The organism is Crocosphaera sp. XPORK-15E, from assembly GCF_034931425.1.
Classification (GTDB): domain Bacteria; phylum Cyanobacteriota; class Cyanobacteriia; order Cyanobacteriales; family Microcystaceae; genus UHCC-0190.
Window position 1 is genome coordinate 38,919 of record NZ_JAYGHQ010000021.1, and the last position, 23,670, is coordinate 62,588.

Consider the following 23,670-nt stretch of genomic DNA (forward strand, 5'->3'; position numbering starts at 1 on the left):
CGATTCCCTTAATTGTAATCCACTCACGTTTCATGATATTTGTTTTGACGGTATATGGATATTCGTACCTGTGAAATTAATTTAAACTATTGGTATGTGGTAGCTCGTAGTACAGAAGTGACAACGAAACCGTTAGGGGTTCAAATATGGTATCGTTCCATTGTACTCTATCGAGATAGTCTGGGAAAAATTCATGGGCTTGATGATCGTTGTCCCCATCGACAAGTAAGACTAAGTGAGGGTCAAGTTGTCGAAAATTCTCTCGAATGTGCTTATCATGGGTGGCAATTTAATCAAGAGGGAAACTGTATTCTTATTCCTTATTTAACTGACAATCAAGCTTTACCAAATTGTCAAATTAATACCTACCCTGTTCAAGAATCTGATGGATTTATTTGGGTCTTTCTTGGGGATAAACAAAAATTAGAAGCCAATAATATTAAGCCATTAAAAATTCCTGAATGGGAACATCTTAATTATTTGGGAACGGTTTCAGTCATTGATTGTCAAGGGCATTTTTCATTTTTGATTGAAAATTTAATGGATATGTATCATGGTCATCTCCATAATAATTATCAGGCTTGGACTGGGGCCAAATTAAAAGAATTATCCACTGACAACCATCAAGTTAACGCTCTTTATGAAGCCCAAAGTTATTATAAAATAGATAAAATTTGGTCAGTAAGTCAATTATTTTTTCCTCAATTACGACGGTTACATCCTGAACCCTTAACCGTCAGTTATTTTTATCCCCATTGGCTATCAAAATTAGGTAATGATTTTACTATTTATTGTTTATTTTGTCCGATCAATTTGACCCATACTCGCGCTTACTTGATTCATTTTACCTCTTTAAATGCCTTTTGGCGACTACATAAATTACCGATTTGGTTTCGACAATTGATCAAAAATAGTTTAGGGGGAACAGCACAAACCATGTTAGATGGATTAGTCGCGCAGGATGTTAGAATGATTGAACAAGAACAACAAGCTTACTTACAAAATAGAAACCAGAAAACCCATGAAGTGAATCCTACTATTGGTCAAGTGCAAAAACTGATTAGAATTCGGGAAGAAATCGGTAAAAAGGTAGATTTTTAGTTCTATAGCTATACCTCAAAAGTCAGAGACAAAAAGCCAAGAAAAATCTTAGTTTTCGGCAAAATTTTCCCTGGGATTTATAGAAAAAAGTCATCTAAGAAAAATGTACCTCAAGAGCAAAAAAGGAGGAACGATCCTGGTATAATTAACAAAGACTAAATCAAACAAACCCAATTAAATCGGTTAATCATCCAATTTTGAGTTCCTATGGACACTTCCTTGCAATTAGAACACACCCCTAGTTTTATCTCTCCTCAATTATCTCCTAAAGAACTGCACATAGAAAAAACTTTAAAATTGGGAGTATTAGCATCAGGAAGTGGTACTAATTTTGAAGTAATTGCTCAAGCCATTAATCATCAAGAACTCAATGCCAAAATTCCCCTATTAATTTATAATAATCCCCAGGCAAAAGTTGCAGAAAGAGCGCAGAGATTAAACCTAGAAGCAAAATTACTCAATCACAGAAAATTCAAAAGGAGAGAAGACCTAGATCAAGCCATTGTCAACCTATTTAAAGAATACGAAATTGACTGGGTAATCATGGCGGGATGGATGCGAATTGTGACCCCAGTTTTATTAGAAGCATTTCCCAACCATGTCATCAATATTCATCCTAGTTTATTACCTAGTTTTAAAGGAATTAATGCCGTTGAACAAGCCTTAGAATCTGGAGTAAAAATCACAGGTTGTACAGTTCATCTGGCCAGTATAGAAGTAGATAGTGGTCCAATTTTATTACAAGCTGCCGTACCAATTTTGCCCCATGACACCCCAGAAACCTTACAGGCTAGAATTCAAATTCAAGAACACAAAATTCTCCCCCAAGGTATTGCTTTAGCTGCCCAACTTTATCCTTAAGTATCAGACTAAATAAACCCATGATTGACGCGCCTGATTTCATACTTTTTGCCCAACATGGCTGGGCGGATACCAATGAAGAAATTAGTCAACTTGCCACCACATTAGTCACCCCAAAGACAAAAATCATTGCCCCTAATTTGGGGTGGTTAAAAACCTGGCTGAGTCTTGACGATCTTCTGGAAACCGTTGAAACTTCTTCCCTAGAAATTATTGAGAAATATCCAACAACTCCTTGGCGAATTATTGGTCACTCCCTGGGGGGATTAATTTGGTTAGAACTCCTCAATAAACATCCCAAATGGTGGTCAAAAATCAACTCCTTAGTTCTCATTGCCTCTCCCGTAGGCGGGGCAGATATCGCCAGAATTATTGACCCCTTATCCCTTGGTATTGGCATTGCCAAAGACTTAGGAAAAAACCGCCGAATTATGGCTGATAGAGTCACTAAAATCATTCCCACCTTAGTGATTGCGGGTAATATTGATAATGGCAGCGATGGTACTATTCCCGTCTCATCAACTAAATTATCCTATGCTCATTTTGTTGGTTTACCAGGCATTTCTCACGCCCAACTTAAAAATCATCCCCATGTCGTTGAAGTGATTCAAAAGTTTTGGCAAACTTCCCCTAGTCCCGCCTTATTCGAGAAAGATTTGCCTAGCATTTTAATTGAGCGACTGCAATTAATTCCTGGAATGACTGATGCTCATCCGCGAGATTTTGAGAGAGCGCAAACCTATTTAACCTTTGAAAAAGGAGTCAGTATTCGACTGTGGACAAATCCCCTCAATGTGCTTCATATTTTTGTGGCGAATGAGCAAGAAGAATGTCTTTATGCAGGTTTTGTGGGTTGGATTCATTCTGACGCATTAAATCAAGCCCTCGAAGCCATTCATCAAGACTACTATGAGTTAGTTATTCATGGATTTGAGTAATATTAATAATAACGAAGGTGGGCAATGCCCACCCTACGATAAAAACTTTGTGCTTAAACAAAGGTAAATCCTTGGTTTAAGTTAGTAATAGTCTTCTCGAAAGCAGCGATCAGATCATCCCCTGTGGTGAGTGTACCAGAACTATCGGTATCGACGAAGATACCACTTTGCTTACCCGCGATACCACTAGCAGCCAAGACGTACTGGACATCATTATTAAGTTGGATGAGATCTTGGTCTTTGTTAAAGTCTTTAATGGCCACATAGTCCAGAGAACCATTACCCACATAGAAGACGTTATTAACATCTCCTAAGATGAAGGTATCTTTACCGCCATTTCCTTCAAACTTATCGATCTCACCGACACCAAGGCTATCACCAGTCCCTCTCAGGATGTCATCACCGTCACCCCCTTTGAGGGAATCATTACCATCGCCACCTACTAAGAAATCCTTTCCAGCGTTTCCGTCAAGCTTATCATCACCAGCACCACCAAATAACTGGTCATCGCCAAAACCTCCTTTGAGGGAATCATTGCCAGCACCCCCCTTTAAGAAATCTTTACCAGCATCTCCTTCGAGGGAATCATTACCAGCACCACCATAAAGGACATCGTTACCGTCTTTTCCTTTGAGGATATCATTTCCCTCGTTACCATATAGAATATCGTCACCATCTTTTCCGTTGAGGGTATCATTCCCACCTAACCCTTCAATTAAATCATTGGCACTGGTTCCAACGAGAAGCTCACTAGCCCCCGTTCCTGTGATACGGTTATCATAAGGAACTTCAAAAGCATTATCCGCAATGAAAAAGTCATCGGCAGTATTAGCCCGGATAACTTCAGATAAAGAAACGTTTTGGAAGTTAGGATCGAGAATTTGGAGATAATCTGATTGAGTTTGATCCAAGAAGAAGAAGCGATCGCCGTTGCGGGTTCTCTCAAATTGATCAGAAACAATTAAATTAAAAGTAGGGCCAAGTAATCCCCCATTAATCGCATTCTCAGAAATACCGCCCAACCATAAATCAATTTGGCTAACATCGGTATAAACATCATCTATCTTGTCTACGACTTCTGCGGTAAACAGTCCACTGCTGACAAGATCACTAAAGCTATTGAGGTCCCCAAATACTGAATCTAAGCCAAGAGCATTATAAACTTCGACGTAACCAGGAATACCGACTTCCCGTCCCCGTTGAATGTTCACTGCGGGTAAGTCAAATCCCCCTGTACCTGCGGGGAATAAGAACTCACGCACCCCATCAACCACAAAATTGTCAATATCTTGAGCTTGTTGCAGGGTTAAGCCAGAGTATAGAGAATCAACCCCGTTGTCTTCTACATCAGCAATATTGAAGAAAGCTGCTTGAGTGATATCGTCTGGGTTGCCTAACGGAGTGGAGGTGATGCCATTTTCATCAGCCCGTAATAGCTGATTATTGAGTAGAGTGTGACCTACCCGATAGGCAGCATTAGCGAATTCATGACTAACACTAGGATCAACCGTGTCATCATATCCGGTATAGGTTTCTATGCCAAAACCACCCCCTAAGAGTCCATTAACCGCCGTGAATTGAGGGCCAACCATGAAGGGAAGGAATTCTTGATAGGTAATAGCTTGAATTTCAGCACTCACCACGAAGCGAGCATTTTGGTAAACCCATTCATCCGTAATTTGGGCGGCCGTGGCCGTGGGATCTGCTACAAGAGCAGCCGTTTCAAAATCCTCAAAAGCTTGAACAAGAGCGGTTTCTCCCCCTTCGAGTCGGCCTAAGAGATCGGTAGCGATCCGATTGTGTTCCCGAACAAACAAGTTATGAACAGCCGTTAACCCGATTTGCTCATTAACACGAGCATCTCCCGCGATAAATAAATCTGCAGATGGGAAGCCAAAGGGGTTAGCATTAGCAAGCCCTGCGGTATTGTAAGGGAGTAAGATTTCTCCATTGCTACCAACACTGACCTTTAATAAACCATTATCAAAGCTCCGTAAAAAGTCAGCCCGGACTTCATCAGAACCATAGACACTAGACCCATCAATAAAAGAGGTAATGTCATTGTCTTGTTGCCGAGGATTACTGGGATCTGTCCCTGTTCCTGGAGCAGCCGGAACTCTGGTTAAAGGGAGAAAGGGAAAATTTGCATTATATAGGGGATCATTGGGATCGTCAACAGAAATGAAAAAGGTTTGAGAACCCCCTTCATTGAGATCTAAGTCATGGTCAATAAATTGTCCCCACTGCCATAACCAATCACTAGCATTGAGGGTGTTGGGAATAGATTCGGTTTGAGCAACAACTGTATTACTTATAGTTCGAGCGTTAGGAAGGGTTGAGACAAATCCTCCTCTTGGCGTATTAAACCCGTCTTCGTAAGCGGGTAAGGTCAATCGAATTAATTCGGTATGAGTGGAGCCTAAAGTGGGATCATTTAGGTTATTGCCTAAGCCATTAATAGTACGAAATTCAGTCACTTTAGTTGTCCTGTTTGTTCAAGGTTTCACCCGCAATTTTATATTTGGTTTTGGGAAACAAAAACCAAAATTTGGGTTTATTTTAGATTTATAGCCAGTAACTCTCTTTTTTCGGCAAAGTTATTTTGTTGAGGTAGAGAGTATTGAATGTCGGTTTGGAGATACCCGCGATCGCATAAAAATTGTAGCTTGGCCTAAGTTGATTATGTTAACTTCTTAAAGGGGAGTTGTCCTCCGATTTATTTTCGTCTATTTACCTGAAGGACATTGCATACTCGACTATCTATTTGTCTTTATAGCGGTGATAGAATGCTCGCTCAGTCTCTGACCAAATATCTGAGCGATGAACGCTATCGTTTATATATCATAGAGGCAGCAGAAGAATTATTGACTTTCGTTACCCAGCAAAGCGAAACCATAGATTGTCTGATTGTCATTCGAGAACCCGCTATCCTACCGTTGTTTAACCAACTTTATGAACAGGGAACCCTGTTACCCGTTATAATTATTGAGCGAGAGGCAGAATTTGAGGAAAACTTGAAAGAGAAAGAGTCTCCGACTTTTTTGTATCATAGCGCGGAAATTAATCATGTTGCCCGTGAATTAGATGATATTCCTATCACCATTGACCGTGCTATTACCAAGTTTCTCGCCCTTGGCCCCAGTTGTTTTCTCAACAATCGTCTCGTGTCTCCTCAACAAGAAATGATCGCTGAAAATCATCAGAGTTTTTTATTATTACAACAGCGTCGGTTAGCAGAAAAGCTAAAAGAAAGACTGGGATATTTAGGCGTGTATTACAAACGGAACCCAAAATATTTTTATCGTAATCTTTCCCCGGAAGACAAAAAAGAGTTAATTAGACAATTAAGTGCTAGTTACCGAGAAATTGTCCTTAATTACTTTAATGATAATTCTGATGTTAATCAAGCGATCGATCAATTTGTGAATCAGGCATTTTTTGCCGATGTTTCTGTATCTCGTGTCTTAGAAATTCACATGGAGTTAATGGATAAATTTTCTCAACAACTCAAATTAGAAGGGCGTAGTGAGGGAATTTTGCTGGACTATCGCTTAACAATTATTGATATTCTAGCTCATTTAGGAGAAATGTATCGTCGTTCCATTCCCAGAGGAGATATTCTCTTTGATTTATTAAATCAAATGGATTAAAGTAAGAAAATAATCTGAGATTTTCTCCCCTTTTTATGTTCCCTGTAAACTCAAGATCCTTACTCAATAATTTTTCCTAACTTGCAGCCATGATTAACTTTAAAAAAACCTATGTTCTCAAGCTCTATGTCGCGGGTAACACTCCCAACTCTGTACGAGCTTTAAAAACCCTCAAAAATATCCTTGAAGATGAATTCAAAGGGGTTTATGCTTTAAAGGTTATTGATGTTCTGAAAAATCCCCAACTCGCTGAAGAAGACAAAATCTTAGCCACACCAACCCTCGCCAAAATTTTGCCGCCACCCGTTCGTAAAATTATTGGCGATCTCTCAGATAGAGAGAAAGTATTAATTGGCCTAGATCTTCTTTATGAAGAGATCAGAGAAAGGGAAAATGAACTCTAAAACTTTAGTTATAAAGTCACGATATTCCATGTTCAGCTTTCAGTTTTTTTCTAATTTGTGAGTAATTTTCTTTCTAAAATAATTAAATAAAGCGATCATGAATCAAGCTCTTTCTAGCGGCAACAAGAAACAAGAATTATCTCCCAAAGGAGTCCGAAAAATTCGGACAATGATTGAAGGATTTGATGAAATTACCCATGGTGGTTTACCCATCGGGAGAACAACCCTTGTCAGTGGAACATCAGGAACAGGAAAAACCTTACTTGCGGTACAATTCCTTTATCATGGCATCAAATATTTCGACTATCCTGGATTATTTGTTACCTTTGAAGAATCTCCCACTGACATTATTGAAAATGCCTATAGTTTTGGTTGGGATTTACAAGAACTTATTGATGAAGGAAAATTATTTATTCTCGATGCTTCCCCCGATCCTGATGGTCAAGAAGTGGTAGGAAGTTTCGATTTATCAGCTTTAATTGAACGCATTCAGTATGCGATTAATAAGTATAAAGCCAAACTTGTTTCTATCGATTCTGTAACAGCCGTTTTTCAACAATATGATGCGGCCCCTGTAGTCAGACGAGAAATTTTTCGCCTTGTTGCTCGTTTAAAACTGCTCGGTGTCACCTCAATTTTAACCACAGAACGGATAGAAGAATATGGACAAATTGCTCGTTTTGGTGTAGAAGAATTTGTCTCGGATAATGTTGTGATTGTTCGCAATGTTTTAGAAGGAGAACGTCGCCGTCGTACCGCAGAAATCCTGAAACTTCGAGGGACAACCCACATGAAAGGAGAATATCCTTTTACTATTACTAATGATGGCATTAATATCTTCCCATTAGGGGCGATGCGACTAACACAACGCTCATCTAATACGCGAATTTCTTCCGGTGTTAAAACTCTCGATGAAATGTGTGGGGGAGGGTTCTTTAAAGATTCGATTATTTTGGCAACAGGAGCTACGGGAACTGGTAAAACTTTATTCGTCAGTAAGTTTTTAGAAGAAGGATGTCGTCAAGGAGAAAGGGCGATTTTATTTGCCTATGAAGAATCCCGGGCCCAGTTATCTAGAAATGCTTTTTCTTGGGGCATTGATTTTGAGGAAATGGAACGTAAAGGACTCTTAAAACTCCTGTGTACCTATCCAGAATCAGCCGGATTAGAAGACCATTTACAGATTATTAAATCAGAAATTTCTGAGTTTAAACCCTCTCGAATTGCCATTGATTCTTTATCAGCATTAGCAAGGGGCGTGACAAATAATGCTTTCCGTCAATTTGTAATTGGGGTAACAGGATATGCCAAACAAGAAGAAATTACGGGATTTTTCACTAATACCACCGATAAATTTATGGGGGCCCATTCTATTACAGAATCTCATATTTCTACAATCACAGATACAATTTTAATGTTGCAATATGTCGAAATTCGTGGGGAAATGTCCCGGGCCATTAATGTCTTTAAAATGCGAGGATCATGGCATGATAAAGGCATTCGGGAATATATGATTAATCAAGATGGCCCCATTATTCAAGATTCCTTCCGTAATTATGAAGGGATTATTGGTGGTTCTCCAACTCGTATTAGTGTGGATGAGAAAAGCGAATTATCTCGGATTGTTCGGGGGGTGAAGGATAAGGCAGAGGATTAGAGAAGTCGAAATACAGTACAAGTCGCTCAGTAACAAGTCAGAAGTTAGTAGGGGATTAATAATATTAAGCCCCTACGGAAGTCAAAAATAATTAGGAGTTTGAATCAAAAATTGACTCAACAAGAAACCCATTTACAACAAGCTCGCGCCAGTCTTCAACAGGCCTTATCCTGGTATAGTAGTATTCGCCGTCATTGGAATTATCCCCCGAATCTGGAACTTCAAGCGGCGGTTAGGGAAGATTTACAGGCCCTAAAAGCTTCCTTAGAAAAGCTGGAACAAAATATTATTAAAATTGCTACCTTTGGGTTAGTAAGTCGGGGAAAATCTGCGGTAATTAATGCCTTAATGGGTCAAAATATTCTTGAAAGTGGCCCCATTCATGGGGTAACAAAATGGCCAAAATCTGTCCGTTGGACTCCCCCTAGTGGCAAAATTCAAATTGAGTTTATTGATACCCCTGGCTTAGATGAAATTGATGGGGAACAACGGGAAATTATGGCGCGGGCAATTGCTGAACAAGCGGATTTAATTTTGTTTGTGATTTCTGAGGATATTACTCGCACTGAATATGAGGCATTATTAGGGTTAAGAAAAACTTTAAAACCTTTGATTTTATTGTTCAATAAGATCGATCTTTATCCTGAAAAAGATTGTCAAGAAATCTATCAACAATTGCAAAAAATTGGTCAACAATCTGCAAAAAATAATCAATTACAGATTCCTCCAGAAGATATTGTTATGATTGCTGCGGCCCCGCAACCTATTCCTATTTTAGTTAAATATCCTGATGGTACAACGGCCGAAGAATGGGAAACCCCTGCCCCTCAAATTGATGCTTTAAGAAACAAAATTTTAACTATTTTAAATCAAGAAGGTCGTTCCTTATTATCTCTTAATGCCTTAAGACAAGCTGAAAAAGCAGAGGAAAATATTGCAAAGAAAACTATTGAAATTCGGCAAAAAGAAGCAGAAGAAATCATCTGGAAATATGTTAAATATAAGTCTTTAGCGGTTGCTGTTAATCCTATTGCTATTTTTGATCTAATTGGGGGAGCTATCACTGATTTAGGCTTAATTCGGTCTTTAGCTCAATTATATGGTTTACCTATTACCAGTTATGAAGCAGGAAAATTATGGCGTAAAATTCTTTTAAGTTCAGGGGGATTATTATTAGGAGAAATTGGTAGCAGTGTAATTTTAGGATTAGGAAAAACGGCTTTAGCTGCTTCTAGTTTGTTTGATAATCCAGGAATGTTAACAACTTATAGTAGTACGGCTATAATACAGGGAGGAATTGCTGGCTATTTTACTTATATTATTGGTAAAGCGGCACAAGAATATTTGGAAAAAGGCTGTAGTTGGGGGCCATTGGGGCCAAGTATGGTAATCAAAAATATTCTTAATCAAGTTGATCCTAATACCATTATTTATCGATTACAACTGAATCGTTATGATTAAAATATTCAACAGCAGAAACATCTAAGACAAAACAATTTTTCCCTTGGTGTTTAGCTTGATAAAGAGCCTTATCACTTAAATTAATCAAGATATCAGATCTTAAATTACTCTGAGGAATAATACTAGCAAACCCCACACTAACAGAAACTGAAGGAGAAACAGAGGAGCGAAGGTGAGGAATTTGTAATTGTTGAATCTGCTCAACTATTCTTCGACAAATGGGTTTTCCTCCCTTAATATCCGTATGAGGAAGAATGATGGCAAATTCTTCGCCCCCATAACGACAGACAAGATCAGTGGCCCGTAAAACGGCTGTTTTTAGCCCTTGTGCCACTTGATAAAGACAGCGATCGCCTTCTAAATGTCCATAGGTATCATTATACTTTTTGAAGTAATCAACATCGCATAAAATGAGTCCTAAAGGTTGTTCTTCCCTGATAGCTCTTTGCCATTCTCTTTCCATACAATCATTAAAATGGAGACGGTTGCCAATTTGGGTCAATGGATCAAGACGAGACAATTTTTCTAGTCGATCATTGGCTTCTCTTAACTCTTGAACCAGTCTTTCTAGATAAAAATTTCTGCTTTGTAATTCCTGTTGTAATTGTCTAATTTTTAATTGATTTTGTACCCTGGCTAAAACTTCAACCAATTTAAAAGGTTTGGTAATATAATCACAACCCCCCACAGAAAAAGCTTTGACCTTATCTAAAGCTTCATCACTAGCACTAATAAAAATTACCGGAATATCTTGGGTTTTAGGATTAGCTTTTAATTTTTGACAAACCGTATAACCATCCATCCCAGGCATACGAATATCAAGCAAAATCAAATCAGGAGGAGCTAATTCAATGGCTTTTAAAGCAATGGGGCCATTAAGAGACTGACGCACCTCATACCCTTGCTCATCTAACATACTAGACAACAATGCGAGGTTATCAGCAGAATCATCAACGACTAAAATGACGGGTTGGGAAACAATGGAAGATGGCGGAAACATAATTAATACGGGTTAGTTTAATGAATAAGAACATGGTAAAAAAACAACAGAAAATAGGGAAAATTTAAGATAATTATAACATCTCATTGTTTAGATTCTGAGTGATGAGAATCAATGAGTTCTGTAATTCTGGCAAATTGATAAGTTTCTGCCAATTCTTTCAGGGATTTTGCTAAAACTGGATGAGACAAAGAAACCTGCTCAATGAGAGATAAAACTTGTTTGCCATTGAGGTAAAGACTCCCTTGATAGAGTTGCTCTAACCAGTCTGTAGGCATGGCTTTTAATGACTCTGCGGTTAATATTGAAGAAGCTTCCTCCTGTTGTCCCGAATGATCAACCGTCATTTTTAACGGTTCATAAATATATTGTAACCCCAAATATTCAGACATTTTTTCCCAAATTACCTTTGTCCGAAAAGGTTTACCAACAAAATCATCACAGCCGCAAGATAAAGCCATTGTCCGCCTTGTTTCCGAAAAATCAGCCGTTAAAGCCAGGATATAGCAACTATGTTCCTCTGCCGTCTTTTTAATCCGTTTAGTGGCTTCACAACCGTCCATGATAGACATTTCCAAATCCATCCAAATGAGATGAGGTTGCCATTTTTGCCATAAATCAAGGGCTTCTTGTCCATTTGTGGCTGTTTGCACTGATAAACCCACAGATAAGAGCAAATTCGCTAAAAATTGACGACTGGCAACATGATCATCTACTACTAAAATACGATAAAGGGGTTGATTGGGAGCTAAACCAATTACTTTATACTCAATTGCTTGAGGAAAAATTGCCCCAGCTTGGCTCAATTTAATGGGGAGTTCAATAGTAAAAATTGTTCCCTGATTTAACTCACTTGTAACGGTAATTTTGCCCCCCATTAATTCAACAAATTGACGACTAATATATAAGCCTAAACCTGTGCCTATTTGGGTATTAATACTACTTTTGGTTTGTTCAAAGGCGTTAAATAATTTATTGATTTCTTCTGGGTAAATTCCCTGTCCTGTATCTTCTATTTCTAATTGGATAAATTGTAATTCATGAGCATTATTATTCAGAGAGTTTGCTCGTAAGGTTATGGTTCCTTTCTTGGTAAATTTAATGGCATTAGAGAGCAAATTAATTAAAACTTGACGCAGTTTGCCTTCATCTGCATATATATAGTGACAATCATTATTTAGCCTGTTTTCTAGAATAAGATTAAGTCCTTTTGATTGAGCAGTGAGATCAAACATTTCTTTGATTTTATCTAATAATTGATAAAGATCAAAGCTGTTTTCTTTAAGCTCAATTTGTCCGGCCTCAATTTTAGAAATATCTAAAATTTCATTGATCAATGACAGAAGATGTTCCCCACTACGGTTAATGATTTCTAATTCTTTTTTTTGTTCATTATTCAGAGATTTATCCTGATTTAATCGCTCAGTATAACCGAGAATTAAATTTAAAGGGGTTCTCAGTTCATGATTCATTTTGCTTAAAAATTCTTGTTTTGCTTGATTGGCTTTTTCTAGTTCTAAGGTGCGTTGTTTAACGCGAGTTTCTAAGGTTTCAAAAGATTCTTTTAGTTGTTTTGCCATCTGATTAAATGCCTTAGCTAATTCCCCTAATTCATCATCATTTTCTATGGCAATTGGTTGATTAAATTGATTATTATTTAGGGAGATAACCGCTTTTTGTAAATTATTAATAGGTTTAATGACACGATTTTTGATAAATTTAATGATCGAAATAACAATAATAATAACGATGATTAAAACAAGCGTAAATGTCAGTATTAACGGAACAAATGGCAAAATTGCTTCAGAAAAAGGTTCTTCAATAGTCGTTACCCAAATCACATTATTTAATGGTTCTATCCATTGATCAGAAAGAGAAATTTCAAACGCCTCATGATAAGCAATAACTAACTGTTGATTAGGAGATTGTTCAATAGTTAATTTTCCAATATTTTTTAAAATACTATCATGAGAAGAAATTTCAGTATTTAATAAACGAATATCTCTATGAACAATGATCCGTTTTTTATCATTACTTTCATCCGTAATATAAATATTAGTTGTCCCAATTTTTGTCTCTACTAATTTTCGCCAAAGTTCTGTTAAATCAATGCGGGCCACTAAAGTAAGATTTTCAATGGGTATTCCTAATTCATCGGTTACTTTCACGGCCATTGTTACTGAATAAGTATTGCGGTCATATTCTACAGAACCAAACCAAACTTGAGTTATTTCTTTAAGCTTAGATAACCAAGGTTGTTGTTCTAATTTAGTAATATTATAACGAAAACTACGACTACTTTGGGCAATAACTGTTCCATTATTTTCTACTAAAAGTACATCTAAAATTGAGGGATTACGCCAACGAATTTGACGTAATAGTTCTTGTTTTTCTTTTTTGCTAGTTCTAGCAGATACAACTCTATTTCTTAAAAGATCAATGGTTAAGGTCGTAAAAAATAGCTTAAATGTATCAATTTTTTGTTCACTGATTTGTTCCATCGTCCATTCAATTTTTTTTGTCATAAATAGAGAAGACAAAAAGATCGTGTTAACAATTCCTAGTAAACTAATGACACTCAATAAGACAATTTTTTGAGTAATTTTTTGGATGAGTGATTTTTTGAGTTTTGGGTTTTGTTGACCGATTGAATTCATTATTTTAAATATTGATCTATATTTTCAAAAGTAATCAGTAAAGAGGCTTCTGTGTGATTTTCCCAAATTAGTTGACAAGGGGGAAACTGTTGCTTTTTCCCTTCTAAATAATCAATCATCAATTGAGTCGTTAATTTAACTTGGATTTCAGGAATTTGATTAACAGTAGCGTGAATTTTTCCGGCTTTAATGGCATTTAATCCTTGATTCATGCCATCAAAACCAGTAATAATAATTCCCGTCCTTTGGGCCTCTGCTACTGCTTGACTAGCACCGATCGCCATCTGATCATCTGCTGCCATAATAACATCAATATCTGGAAATTTGTCTAACCAAGCGGCTGTAATTTTTTTCGCTTTTGATGTTTCCCAATTTGCAGGTTTCATATCCAAAATATCAAGATTATTCGCTTTTTTCAGGGTTTTTAATCCTTCTAAAAATCCTTGGCGACGTTCAACGGTATTTTCTTCATGTAACGAACCTTCTAAAATTAAAACATTAACATTGCCCTCAGAAGCATGAGACTTTTCTAATTGTTGAATAACCCATTTACCCATCATTTTACCTGCCTGAAAGTTATCAAAACTGACAAAGGTTAAAATCTCTTTAGTATCGATAGGCGTATCAATGATGATGACAGGAATGCCCTCCTCTGTGGCTTTTTCAACCACAGGAATTAACTGAATAGAATCTTCTGGGGCAATAATTAATCCATCAACTTTTTTATTCTCAATTAAATCAAGAATTAGAAGAATTTGGTTTTTAACATCTCCTTTAGTATCGGGTTTGTCTGCCGTATATTTGACAATTCCTTGAATGCCAAAGTCTTGACTAATTTCTTTTATTCCTTGATCTATCCGTTGCCAAAAAGGATCACTACTGGTTTTAAGAAGATAACCAATACGCCAGGGTTTTGTTGGCTTTAAACGCTCTTTTATACTATCAACATCTAGGGGTTGACAGAGCTTATGTTGAGAAAATTCTGAGGGATTTTTCTCTTGATTTTGAGTTAAAATAGATGACTGATTCGGTGTTTGACAGGCAGCTAATAAGGAGTTTATACCTATCAGGAGTGATAGCCAGATCAGTTTAAACTGGCTTAGTATTGGGCGTTTATGAATAGACTTGAAAGATTTTAAGATCAATTGCCTAAAGATTTATACTTAAGACTACTACAAGTATATAGTCTAAAATTTCAATCGTCATTACTTATGTTTTTTTGTTAAGAAATATATGGTTTTATTTATGAGGCTTTACGCAGTAATGCCCTATACAGGCTACCATTTTCCCAATGTAGGGGCGCAAGGAACCTGCGCCCAAAATGTATAAGCTCCTGTTGATTTTAATTGATAATTATATCGGAATACTTGATTTTTTAGATTAATTTAATTTTGCGTTATACTTAAATATAAAGGTAGGTTTAGGCGAAATATGATGAGCTTAAAAGGGAACAACATCACCAGGAATTAAAAGACGCTACAGATTAATCCTTAATAAAACTTAACGATTTTTAAGCTCAAAAACAGACAGAATTATTGACCAAATAATCGAGGGAAACTTTAATGATAGTGAATTCTGATATTAATCAAGATATCAATCTAAAAAAACTAGAAGAATTACAGATTCATTTATGGGGAAAAATTCAAGCCCATGGAGTCTTGTTTGTTTTAGAAGAACCCAGTCTTCGCCTTGTTCAAACCAGTACCAATACAACAGAAGTATTTGGCATTGCACCGGAAGAAATAATTAATCTTACTTTAGAAGATATCTTTGATTCTTTCCAAATTGAACAATTAAGAACAGCCTTAGAAAGTGATAACCTAGACTTTATTAATTCTACCAAACTTTGGGCAAGGGTTGAGGGGGACAACTATGTTATTTTTGACGGAGTTTTTCATCGTAATTCGGCTGGTTTCTTAATTCTTGAATTAGAGCCTGCAATTTCTCAAGAAAATATTCCCTTTTTGAGTTTTTATCACCTAGCCAAAGCTTCCATTACCCAACTGCAAACTAATGTTAACTTAACAGAGTTTTGTCAAATCATTGTCAAAGAAGTTCGTAAGATGACTGGGTTTGATCGGGTCATGTTATATAAATTTGATGAAGACGATCACGGGGAAGTCATTGCCGAAGATAAACTAGAGCAATTAGAACCCTATTTAGGCTTACATTATCCTGCATCTGATATTCCCTTACCAGCCCGCAGACTGTTTATTTCTAATTATATCCGTTTAATTCCCGACGTAAAAGCCACCCCAGTAGATTTATTTCCTAAACAGCATCCCCTCAATAAAACAGCCTTAGATTTAACAATTTCTATCCTCAGAAGTGCCTCCCCTTGTCATCTTGAATACCTCCATAATATGGGTGTTAGGGCATCCTTAACCATCTCCTTAATTGATGATGGAAAACTCTGGGGATTAATTGCCTGTCATCATTTAACACCCAAATATATACCTTATGAATTACGGAAAGCTTGTGAATTTTTAGGACGGGTTGTCTTCTCCGAAATTTCTGCAAAAGAAGAAACGAAAGACTATGAATATCCCATGCAATTAAACGCCATTCAAGGGGTATTAATTGAATCAATGACCCAAGCAGACAACTTTATCAATGGGTTAATTAAGAGTCAGCAAAACCTACTCAATTTAACCAGTTCCCAAGGGGCAGCAATTTGTATCGGTGATGACTATACCTTAATAGGAAAAACCCCCCAACAAGAGGAAGTTAAATATTTAGTACAATGGCTGAAAAAAAATGTAGATGAGGAAGTTTTTTCGACTCCATTCTTACCCCATTTATATGCTGATAGTCGAAACTTTAAAGACATGGCTAGTGGGTTATTAGCCATTAAAATTTCCCAACGAAACTATCTTTTATGGTTCCGTCCCGAAGTCATTCAAACAGTAAATTGGGGAGGAGATCCTAGCAAAGCTTATGAATTGAAGAATTTAGACGGGAATGTGCGTTTATCTCCCCGAAAATCCTTTGAATTGTGGAAAGAAACCGTCCGCTTAACCTCCCTATCTTGGAAACCCGTCGAGATCAAAGCGGCCTTAGAATTGAAAAAAGCGATCACCAATATTATCCTCCGACAAGCGGACGAATTAGCCCAATTAGCCCAAGATTTAGAACGATCTAACGCCGAATTAAGGAAATTTGCCTATGTTGCATCCCACGATTTACAGGAACCCTTAAACCAAGTTTCTAACTATGTACAATTGTTAGAATTGCGTTATGGGGAAGAACTTGATGAAGATGCCACAGAATTCATCACTTTTGCGGTAGAAGGGGTCAGCTTAATGCAAACTCTGATTGATGATGTGTTAGCCTATTCCAAAGTGGATATGCGGGCCGTAGAATTTCAGTTGACAGAAGCAGAAAAAGCCCTCGCCAAAGCCCTCGCTAATCTACGGGGACGCATTGCGGAAACTGGGGCCATCATCACCCATGATCCCTTACCTAATGTGATGGCTGATAGTACCCAATTAATGCAGTTATTTTTGAATTTAATTTCTAATGCGATTAAATTCCGCAGTGAAGAAACCCCCGAAATTCATATCATGGCCAAACGCTTAGAAGATGCTTGGTTATTCTCAGTTCAAGATAATGGTATTGGGATCAATTCTCAATTTAGCGAGCGCATTTTTGTCATCTTCCAACGGTTACATACCCGTGACGAATATCCAGGGACAGGAATAGGTTTAGCGATCTGTAAAAAAATTGTAGAATGTCATCGGGGCCAAATTTGGGTAGACTCAGAATTAGGCCAAGGATCAACATTTTATTTCACCATACCAGTAGGAGGTAAATAGGGTGATCGCAAGAGAGAGCAACCAAGATAAAATTATCCTCTTAGTTGAAGACTCAAAAGCGGATATTCGCTTATTTCAAGAAGTATTAAAAACCAGTACCATTCCCCATCAACTGATGGTTGTAAGGGATGGAATAGATGCGATGGCTTACTTACGTCAGGAGGGGGAATTTAGTGATTCCCCCCGACCTAATTTGATTATCCTTGATTTGAATTTACCCCGCAAAGATGGACGGGAAGTGGTAGCGGAAATTAAAGCTGATCCCAGTTTAAAACGCATTCCTGTTATTGTTTTAACTACCTCTAGTAATGATGAGGATATTAATCAAAGTTATGAGCTATATGTTAACTGTTATATTACTAAATCTCGTAATCTCAAAGATCTGTTTAAACTGGTACAAGGGATTGAATCATTTTGGTTAAAAACAGTTACTTTACCCTTTGAATAGTGTTAAAAAAGGACTAAAAAATTAAGATGAATCCTCAATATGAAGCGGTTGCCAAACAATATCAAAAACTCCATTCTTTGCCTATATAGTAATCAAACCTTTAGTGTAACTGATTATTATTTAAGTAAAGCGACCTATGAACAAGCATTAACGAAAGCTGGATTAACAAATGTTCGCTTTTTGTTTCCGACAGTATCAGCAGAAGGGCAAGAAAAACTAGGACAAGAATTTTGGCAAGATTTATTAGATTATCCTCCTTTAATTATGATTGAAGGTGTTAGGAAAAGTTAGGGAAGATCGGGTTTCTGTAATTTTTAATCATGGTGCAAGATCTCAGTTTTAGCAAGTCATTCGTCCGTAGGGGCTTAATAATATTAAGCCCGTTAATTATTAAGCCCGTTAATTATTGAGCATCTTGAATCACTTGTTGTCCTGTCGGAGAAGTAGCATAACCTAAAAAAACTTTAACAACCTCAGACGGTGGGTTTTTATAAGTATAAAATAAGGTTCGTTGATAGGGATAAGTTGAAGCTTCAGGGGTTAACCCATCAATGGATAACGATCGCACCGTTTGCTGATCTGTGACTTGAGCGTAGGTGGCGTAACTAATGCCATTCATCCCTAAGCGTTGTAAAATCGGTGTGGTAGCATCGTGATCTAAGGTGGTTATATTGGGCGTATTGCCAAAATTTTCCCCATTTAAGACTAATTCTGCAAAGGTTTGTCGCGTCCCACTTACCGAAGGCCGATTAATTACCTCAATCGTGTCAGGCGATCGCCCTAATTCTGACCAATTGGTAATTTTACCCTGAAAAATATCCTTAACCTGCATCATGGTTAACCCTTTACGGAAAGGATTATTTACTCCCACCACAACGGCGATCGCATCTTGAGCAATGGGAATGGCCACTAACCCCTGTTGTTGTTCCTGGGCCGTTAAGGGACGGGAAATAGCTGCCAGATCAATTCTAGCCTCTAGTAGCCCTTGAATCCCTTTCGTTGACCCTTGAGCATTCGTCATCACCTGAGTACCTGGAAATTGCTGTTCAAAGCGATTTTTGAGGGCTTGATTGATTAATACCATACTGGTAGACCCATCAATTTTGACCGTCGTTCCCTTGGGTACATTCGTCGGGGGACTAAAGGCCGTTACTGAAGGGGGAGAAGGGGGTTTAGGTAAAGGCCGATCAGAGGTAGCGGGTTGATTGTCAGATGTGGGAGAAGATAACACATTGTTGAGATTGCCTTGATTTTGATGGGTAAACCACCAATAACCCCCCCCAAGAATCCCTAGGGTAATCATCAAGGATACAATCGTGATTAGGGTTTCTTTTTTTTGCGTCATCTCCTAAATACCTCGGCCACCTAGTTTGGTCATCATTGTAAAATAAAAGGTCAATTAAATATTTATGAACATTCGTATTGGTAACGGTTATGATATCCATTGTTTGGGGCCAGAGCGTCCCTTAATTTTAGGGGGAATCATCATTCCTCATCCCCTAGGACTCATCGGCCACAGTGATGCTGATGTGCTAACCCATGCCATTATGGACGCAATGTTAGGGGCCCTTAGTTTAGGGGATATTGGTCATTATTTTCCACCCTCTGACCCCCAATGGGCCGGAGCTAATAGTTTATTATTATTACAACAGGTTAATCAATTGGTGCGATCGCAGGGTTGGCAAATTGGTAACATTGATTCGGTGATTGTGGCAGAAAAACCCAAAATGAAGCCCCACCTTCCGGCCATGCAGGAAAAATTGGCTCAAACTTTAAGCATTAATCCTGATCAAGTTAGTATCAAAGCGACAACTAACGAGAAGTTAGGCCCAGTGGGACGGGAAGAAGGAATTGCTGTTTATGCTGTCGTTTTATTATCTAAGTTGTAAAATGCTTTTCTAATAATTCAGTCACTTGGTAAGGTTTTACCTGGGAATAACGGGTTTTATCGGGTAGCATAACCAGGTTAGGCCCCTGTTTACACTGTTTTAAACATCCCGTTAATTGAATCTCTACGCGATCGCTTAACCCTTGATCTCCTAACTGTTTTTCTAACTGTTGACATAACTTTTCTCCCCCTCGTTTCCAACAACTGGATTTTTGACAAACTAAAATTTTTCCTGATGCTTGATTGGGGGTTTCTGATACAATTACTGCATAGGAAATGTCAGGATTTGGCAACAAATTAACGGTACTGACTTTTAGCTCAAAAAACCCCATTTTTTTCTTGGTTTCTCTGGTTCCTGTCACTTCTAACCAGGTTCCAGGGGACAGGTTGAGATCGATCTCAGACCGGAGTTTTTTAGGGATTTTTAGCCAATATTCTCGTTCATTAACCTTGATTCGGATATATTTAAGTTTGTCACCTTCTTTGATGACAAAACTTTCTAATTGACCGACTAAGCGAAATTGGGAAACGGCGGTAAGATTTGACATAATTTTTTATCTACAAATAGGTTAATTGAGAATTTAAGTCTCTTTAGCTTGCCAACAAGTATTCAACCATTGAATCAACTCCCGACGAGAGGCCGAGTATTGTTTGATGACACTCCATAGCTGAATGACTTCTGTGGGACTCGATAGCTGGACTTGTAAAGGCTGATGGGTTGCACAATAGGAAGGGATGTGTAATTCCTGAAGGCGACGGTAGACAATCCAGCGATCGCTCCAATCGACTTCTACAACTTGACTTGATTCCAGGGGAAGGTTGGTTGAATTCATTGAGACTGACAAATAAATAAGATTGTCATTGTTTCCTTACCTAGTATACCCAACAGATGCTAATTATTCTCAACTATATCCTAAAAAAATTTTCAGCGCAAGATAGGCCAGAAGCCAGAATAAGCTTACGAAGGCTGTCCAAGGGAAAAAATAAATTTTTATTGAGGGTTTTGGAAAGTCTTGATAAACTATTGCTAGAATGAGGTATTTTATAGATAGAAGTGTAGTTAAGAAGGGAATGCACACATGGCAACCACTCAAGTTAAAGCCCCAATTCGTGCTTTTGACCAAGTAGGAGACAATCCAGTCGGACTAGACAAAAGCGTAACAACCCCAGTTTGTGAAGGTTTTAATATTGCCATCGCAAGCTTTCAAGCGTTGTTCCTACAGTATGAAAAACACCATTTTGTGGTTGAGGGTTCAGAATTTTATTCCTTGCATGAGTATTTCAGCGAAAGCTACGAAGAAGTTCGGGGTCATGTTCATGATCTCGCAGAACGTTTAAATGGGTTAGGTGGTATTCCTGTGGCCAGCTTCAGCAAATTAGCTGAAATGTGCTGCTTTGAGACTGAACCCGATGGGATGTATGATTGTCGCACCATGGTTGAGAACGACTTGAAAGCAGAACAAGACATCATTAAAATGTTGCGTAGCCAAGCGTCCCAAGCAGAAAGTTTAGGGGATAGAGCAACTCGTTACCTATACGAAAAAATGCTTCTAGAAACAGAAGAACGTGCCTATCATTTAGATCATTTCCTCGTTAGTGATAGCTTAACTGTTGCGTTTGTCGGCAACGGTAACTAGATTTTTAGACATTAGGATATAACTTAAGTTAGCTAGTGATTGTTATGATCACTAGCTCTTTTTATGATGTCAACAGGTTCGTCTACTAATTGATCGCGGTTTCCTTTAACCCTTTCTTCCATTTCTGTCACTTCAGCATCATGTTTTTCACTAGGTTTCCTAATTTTGGGATTAGGCATCAAACCCAGTAAGGATTGATTAATACTGGTGCGAGTTTGTTTGCTAATGGTACTGAGGGGTTTTGGTAAAAAACTATCCCCCATCCCAATAAAAATTAAGCCGACGACAAAGATAATTGTACCTAGTTTCTTCATGGCTTTTTTCCTAATCAAGTAAATTTTATACTGGTTTACTTTTATTATAAATAATTAGCCCAAAAATTGCTCATTATTTGATACCACATTCGGCGCTTTGGGAATTATCGGCACTTTAGGAATAATTGCCACATTTTTATACCCACGCTCTGAGGATAAAAATTAGAGCAAAACTCTGGACAAATTACTTAATTTTCCAACAAATTCGATTATCTTCATCAATTGCAATCAATCCTTCTTGTCGCAATTTTCCCATTAAACGCGTTACCGTTACCCTAGTGGTGCCAATAGCACTGGCAATTTGAGCCTGGGTTAAAGGGTAGGGTAAATAATAGCCTTTTTCTGTCCCTTCCCCTTCTTCTAAAGCTAATAGGGTAAAAAAACCAATTAGTCGATCAACGGTTCGTTTTTGTGCCAGAATACTCATCCACAATAATTTGCGTTGATGCTGTTGGCGAAACATTTCTAAGACTTTGATATACCAGGTTAAGGAAGCGGCTAATTCATGCCAATATAACCAAATGACTGAGGTTTTTTCTAAATGGGCATAAGCATGAATCACAGTCTGAGGATGTTCCGTAATTTCAAAGGGTTGTCCTATCCCAAGAATACCCAGAAAAATTGCTTCACTGATGTCATTTTCTAAGGATAGTTGCTCTGTTTTAAGGGGTGAACATCCCATCAAACGAACTGCCCCTTGTGTCACTAAATACAATAAACCAGGACGGGCCCGAATTTGTTGATCTTTCTCAAAAATACGCTGACGACAATGACAACGCCCCCAATTACACAGTTCTTGCCATGTACTAAAGGGTTGCTCTGTCTCAAAAATAGGAGGGGGTTTAGAGGAAAACATCTCTTGGGCATTAATCTAGATGAGGACGGAAAATCTTGATTTATCTTAATCAGTGGGGATTAAATCTGGCAAATAAAGGTTTTTTGGAGAATTTTTAGGCATTAGAAATGATTATAACCGATGTTTCTCCGCAAAGGCAGTTACAACAATCCCTAGAGACTATATTGACCCCTTGGGATAGGTTAAAAGTTCCTGGCTTTGAACTTCGTCGAGACACAGTTTCTTTGTTTCGTCTCCCTCATCTCAATACCATCACTTATCGTTGTGCGATCGCAGTTCAGTTGGCCTCTCAGTTTTCTGTTTCTCCCTTAACCCTAGCTGAAGAAATCTTGAAAGTAATAGAAGGACAAGTTTCTTCCTTCAGCTTTACTGTAGAATTGGTTGCTCCTGGTTGGTTACACTTTGAATTAAGCGATCGCAGTTTAGCTCATTGGTTACAAAATTTAGCTACCTTTCCCTGGCCGGTGAAAAATTCTCCCCTAATGTCAGTAAATCATAACAATTTGTTCCCCCTAGAATACGCTCAAACCCGTTGTGGTGCGTTACTAAGGTTAGGGGAGCAAGAGAGAATTATTCAGTTAAATAATGGGTTATTTGAGCCAAATTTTCGGTCACTTAAACACCCTCAGATGATACCTTGGTATGACGTAGCAAAGGAACAATTACGATTATCTGATCCCGTAGAGCGATCGCTAATTTTTCAACTTGTCACTACGATGGATCGCTTAGTAAACGAGTCTTCTGTAGATGAAATCAAGTTAGCTAATCATTTAAGTGAGTCTTTTTTAAAATTTGACCGTTACTGTCGCATTTTCGGTGAAACTGCCCAAGTCAATACGGAATTATCCCAAGTAAGATTAGGATTAGTTGCCCTCACCCAGTATGTATTAAAAGGGTTATGGTTGTGTCAGATTGAGCAGCCCCCTCGCCCCCAATTGTAACGTTAAGCAACGAATCAAAAAAAAACATTAAGCATAGTGACA

Annotated in this window: 22 protein-coding genes; 13 read left to right on the forward strand and 9 right to left on the reverse strand. The window is 38.0% G+C overall.

Annotated features, from left to right (window positions below; all coding sequences use genetic code 11):
- The first annotated feature begins 54 nt into the window (after positions 1-54).
- From VB691_RS21280 to VB691_RS21290, 3 genes are all read left to right on the forward strand, one after another.
- Positions 55-1,101, forward strand: a complete 1,047-nt coding sequence (locus VB691_RS21280; protein WP_323293537.1) for an aromatic ring-hydroxylating dioxygenase subunit alpha — start codon at positions 55-57, stop codon at positions 1,099-1,101.
- 207 nt (positions 1,102-1,308) lie between these two features.
- Complete coding sequence (purN, locus tag VB691_RS21285) at positions 1,309-1,962, forward strand: phosphoribosylglycinamide formyltransferase (RefSeq protein ID WP_323293538.1); 654 nt, start codon at positions 1,309-1,311, stop codon at positions 1,960-1,962.
- A 20-nt stretch (positions 1,963-1,982) separates the two neighbouring features.
- On the forward strand, positions 1,983-2,900 hold the full coding sequence (locus tag VB691_RS21290) for a serine aminopeptidase domain-containing protein (RefSeq protein ID WP_323293539.1): 918 nt from the start codon (positions 1,983-1,985) through the stop codon (positions 2,898-2,900).
- 53 nt (positions 2,901-2,953) lie between these two features.
- On the opposite strand, the gene VB691_RS21295 is transcribed toward VB691_RS21290, so the two are convergent.
- A complete protein-coding gene (locus VB691_RS21295) occupies positions 2,954-5,377 on the reverse strand; it encodes a peroxidase family protein (protein ID WP_323293540.1) in 2,424 nt (807 codons plus the stop codon).
- A 267-nt stretch (positions 5,378-5,644) separates the two neighbouring features.
- Between VB691_RS21295 and VB691_RS21300 the strand changes: the two genes are divergently transcribed.
- The 4 genes from VB691_RS21300 (at position 5,645) to VB691_RS21315 (ending at position 10,072) form a co-directional block, all read left to right on the forward strand.
- The gene (locus tag VB691_RS21300) at positions 5,645-6,550 is read left to right on the forward strand and encodes a circadian clock protein KaiA (RefSeq protein WP_323293541.1); all 906 of its coding nucleotides are present in this window, start codon (positions 5,645-5,647) and stop codon (positions 6,548-6,550) included.
- A gap of 89 nt (positions 6,551-6,639) precedes the next feature.
- Positions 6,640-6,954, forward strand: a complete 315-nt coding sequence (kaiB, locus tag VB691_RS21305) for a circadian clock protein KaiB (RefSeq protein WP_323293542.1) — start codon at positions 6,640-6,642, stop codon at positions 6,952-6,954.
- A gap of 97 nt (positions 6,955-7,051) precedes the next feature.
- On the forward strand, positions 7,052-8,611 hold the full coding sequence (kaiC, locus tag VB691_RS21310; protein ID WP_323293543.1) for a circadian clock protein KaiC: 1,560 nt from the start codon (positions 7,052-7,054) through the stop codon (positions 8,609-8,611).
- Between the two features lie 111 nt (positions 8,612-8,722).
- Positions 8,723-10,072, forward strand: coding sequence for a GTP-binding protein (locus tag VB691_RS21315; RefSeq protein WP_323293544.1), 1,350 nt, complete (start codon positions 8,723-8,725; stop codon positions 10,070-10,072).
- Here VB691_RS21315 and VB691_RS21320 read toward each other — a convergent pair.
- The 3 genes from VB691_RS21320 to VB691_RS21330 form a co-directional block, all read right to left on the reverse strand.
- On the reverse strand, positions 10,038-11,072 hold the full coding sequence (locus tag VB691_RS21320) for a diguanylate cyclase domain-containing protein (RefSeq protein WP_323293545.1): 1,035 nt from the start codon (positions 11,070-11,072) through the stop codon (positions 10,038-10,040). The genes VB691_RS21315 and VB691_RS21320 overlap by 35 nt on opposite strands.
- An 83-nt stretch (positions 11,073-11,155) precedes the next feature.
- Complete coding sequence (locus tag VB691_RS21325) at positions 11,156-13,729, reverse strand: ATP-binding protein (RefSeq protein WP_323293546.1); 2,574 nt, start codon at positions 13,727-13,729, stop codon at positions 11,156-11,158.
- The gene (locus VB691_RS21330) at positions 13,729-14,874 is read right to left on the reverse strand and encodes a sugar ABC transporter substrate-binding protein (RefSeq protein ID WP_323293547.1); all 1,146 of its coding nucleotides are present in this window, start codon (positions 14,872-14,874) and stop codon (positions 13,729-13,731) included. The genes VB691_RS21325 and VB691_RS21330 overlap by 1 nt, the downstream gene beginning before the upstream one ends.
- Positions 14,875-15,291: 417 nt before the next feature.
- Here VB691_RS21330 and VB691_RS21335 point away from each other — a divergent pair, with 417 nt between their 5' ends.
- Genes VB691_RS21335 through VB691_RS21345 form a run of 3 tightly spaced genes read left to right on the forward strand, consistent with a single transcriptional unit; the run spans position 15,292 to position 18,283 of the window.
- Positions 15,292-17,544, forward strand: coding sequence for an ATP-binding protein (locus VB691_RS21335; RefSeq protein WP_323293548.1), 2,253 nt, complete (start codon positions 15,292-15,294; stop codon positions 17,542-17,544).
- A gap of 1 nt (position 17,545) precedes the next feature.
- On the forward strand, positions 17,546-17,992 hold the full coding sequence (locus VB691_RS21340) for a response regulator (protein ID WP_323293549.1): 447 nt from the start codon (positions 17,546-17,548) through the stop codon (positions 17,990-17,992).
- Between the two features lie 39 nt (positions 17,993-18,031).
- The gene (locus VB691_RS21345; RefSeq protein ID WP_323293550.1) at positions 18,032-18,283 is read left to right on the forward strand and encodes a hypothetical protein; all 252 of its coding nucleotides are present in this window, start codon (positions 18,032-18,034) and stop codon (positions 18,281-18,283) included.
- A 112-nt stretch (positions 18,284-18,395) separates the two neighbouring features.
- On the opposite strand, the gene VB691_RS21350 is transcribed toward VB691_RS21345, so the two are convergent.
- Positions 18,396-19,337, reverse strand: coding sequence for a phosphate ABC transporter substrate-binding protein (locus VB691_RS21350; protein WP_323293551.1), 942 nt, complete (start codon positions 19,335-19,337; stop codon positions 18,396-18,398).
- Between the two features lie 64 nt (positions 19,338-19,401).
- On the opposite strand from VB691_RS21350, the gene ispF reads away from it, so the two are divergent.
- On the forward strand, positions 19,402-19,881 hold the full coding sequence (gene ispF, locus VB691_RS21355; RefSeq protein ID WP_323293552.1) for a 2-C-methyl-D-erythritol 2,4-cyclodiphosphate synthase: 480 nt from the start codon (positions 19,402-19,404) through the stop codon (positions 19,879-19,881).
- Here the strand turns inward: ispF and VB691_RS21360 are convergent.
- Both VB691_RS21360 and VB691_RS21365 read right to left on the reverse strand, forming a co-directional pair.
- Positions 19,871-20,428: a (2Fe-2S) ferredoxin domain-containing protein gene (locus VB691_RS21360; RefSeq protein WP_323293553.1), complete on the reverse strand. Its 558-nt coding sequence runs from the start codon at positions 20,426-20,428 to the stop codon at positions 19,871-19,873. The genes ispF and VB691_RS21360 overlap by 11 nt on opposite strands.
- A 33-nt stretch (positions 20,429-20,461) precedes the next feature.
- Entirely contained in the window at positions 20,462-20,713 is a 252-nt protein-coding gene (locus VB691_RS21365) for an Asr1405/Asl0597 family protein (RefSeq protein WP_323293554.1), read from the reverse strand.
- Positions 20,714-20,959: 246 nt separating this feature from the next.
- Here VB691_RS21365 and VB691_RS21370 point away from each other — a divergent pair, with 246 nt between their 5' ends.
- Positions 20,960-21,517: a Dps family protein gene (locus tag VB691_RS21370; RefSeq protein ID WP_323293555.1), complete on the forward strand. Its 558-nt coding sequence runs from the start codon at positions 20,960-20,962 to the stop codon at positions 21,515-21,517.
- A gap of 32 nt (positions 21,518-21,549) precedes the next feature.
- Here VB691_RS21370 and VB691_RS21375 read toward each other — a convergent pair whose 3' ends face one another.
- Positions 21,550-21,831, reverse strand: coding sequence for a hypothetical protein (locus tag VB691_RS21375; RefSeq protein ID WP_323293556.1), 282 nt, complete (start codon positions 21,829-21,831; stop codon positions 21,550-21,552).
- Between the two features lie 184 nt (positions 21,832-22,015).
- A complete protein-coding gene (locus VB691_RS21380) occupies positions 22,016-22,687 on the reverse strand; it encodes a Crp/Fnr family transcriptional regulator (protein WP_323293557.1) in 672 nt (223 codons plus the stop codon).
- A gap of 107 nt (positions 22,688-22,794) precedes the next feature.
- Here VB691_RS21380 and VB691_RS21385 point away from each other — a divergent pair, with 107 nt between their 5' ends.
- Positions 22,795-23,628: an arginyl-tRNA synthetase gene (locus VB691_RS21385; RefSeq protein ID WP_323293558.1), complete on the forward strand. Its 834-nt coding sequence runs from the start codon at positions 22,795-22,797 to the stop codon at positions 23,626-23,628.
- Positions 23,629-23,670 lie beyond the last annotated feature (42 nt).

Bases quoted from the DNA above. Each gene is read 5' to 3' on its own strand.
- VB691_RS21375 (WP_323293556.1), bottom strand. From the start codon at position 21,831: ATGAAGAAACTAGGTACAATTATCTTTGTCGTCGGCTTAATTTTTATT.
- VB691_RS21365 (WP_323293554.1), bottom strand. From the start codon at position 20,713: ATGAATTCAACCAACCTTCCCCTGGAATCAAGTCAAGTTGTAGAAGTC.
- VB691_RS21320 (WP_323293545.1), bottom strand. From the start codon at position 11,072: ATGTTTCCGCCATCTTCCATTGTTTCCCAACCCGTCATTTTAGTCGTT.
- VB691_RS21345 (WP_323293550.1), top strand. From the start codon at position 18,032: ATGAAGCGGTTGCCAAACAATATCAAAAACTCCATTCTTTGCCTATAT.
- VB691_RS21385 (WP_323293558.1), top strand. From the start codon at position 22,795: ATGATTATAACCGATGTTTCTCCGCAAAGGCAGTTACAACAATCCCTA.
- ispF (WP_323293552.1), top strand. From the start codon at position 19,402: ATGAACATTCGTATTGGTAACGGTTATGATATCCATTGTTTGGGGCCA.
- purN (WP_323293538.1), top strand. From the start codon at position 1,309: ATGGACACTTCCTTGCAATTAGAACACACCCCTAGTTTTATCTCTCCT.
- VB691_RS21325 (WP_323293546.1), bottom strand. From the start codon at position 13,729: ATGAATTCAATCGGTCAACAAAACCCAAAACTCAAAAAATCACTCATC.
- kaiB (WP_323293542.1), top strand. From the start codon at position 6,640: ATGATTAACTTTAAAAAAACCTATGTTCTCAAGCTCTATGTCGCGGGT.
- VB691_RS21350 (WP_323293551.1), bottom strand. From the start codon at position 19,337: ATGACGCAAAAAAAAGAAACCCTAATCACGATTGTATCCTTGATGATT.
- VB691_RS21380 (WP_323293557.1), bottom strand. From the start codon at position 22,687: ATGTTTTCCTCTAAACCCCCTCCTATTTTTGAGACAGAGCAACCCTTT.
- VB691_RS21370 (WP_323293555.1), top strand. From the start codon at position 20,960: ATGGCAACCACTCAAGTTAAAGCCCCAATTCGTGCTTTTGACCAAGTA.
- VB691_RS21360 (WP_323293553.1), bottom strand. From the start codon at position 20,428: ATGTCAAATCTTACCGCCGTTTCCCAATTTCGCTTAGTCGGTCAATTA.
- VB691_RS21280 (WP_323293537.1), top strand. From the start codon at position 55: ATGGATATTCGTACCTGTGAAATTAATTTAAACTATTGGTATGTGGTA.
- VB691_RS21290 (WP_323293539.1), top strand. From the start codon at position 1,983: ATGATTGACGCGCCTGATTTCATACTTTTTGCCCAACATGGCTGGGCG.
- VB691_RS21335 (WP_323293548.1), top strand. From the start codon at position 15,292: ATGATAGTGAATTCTGATATTAATCAAGATATCAATCTAAAAAAACTA.
- kaiC (WP_323293543.1), top strand. From the start codon at position 7,052: ATGAATCAAGCTCTTTCTAGCGGCAACAAGAAACAAGAATTATCTCCC.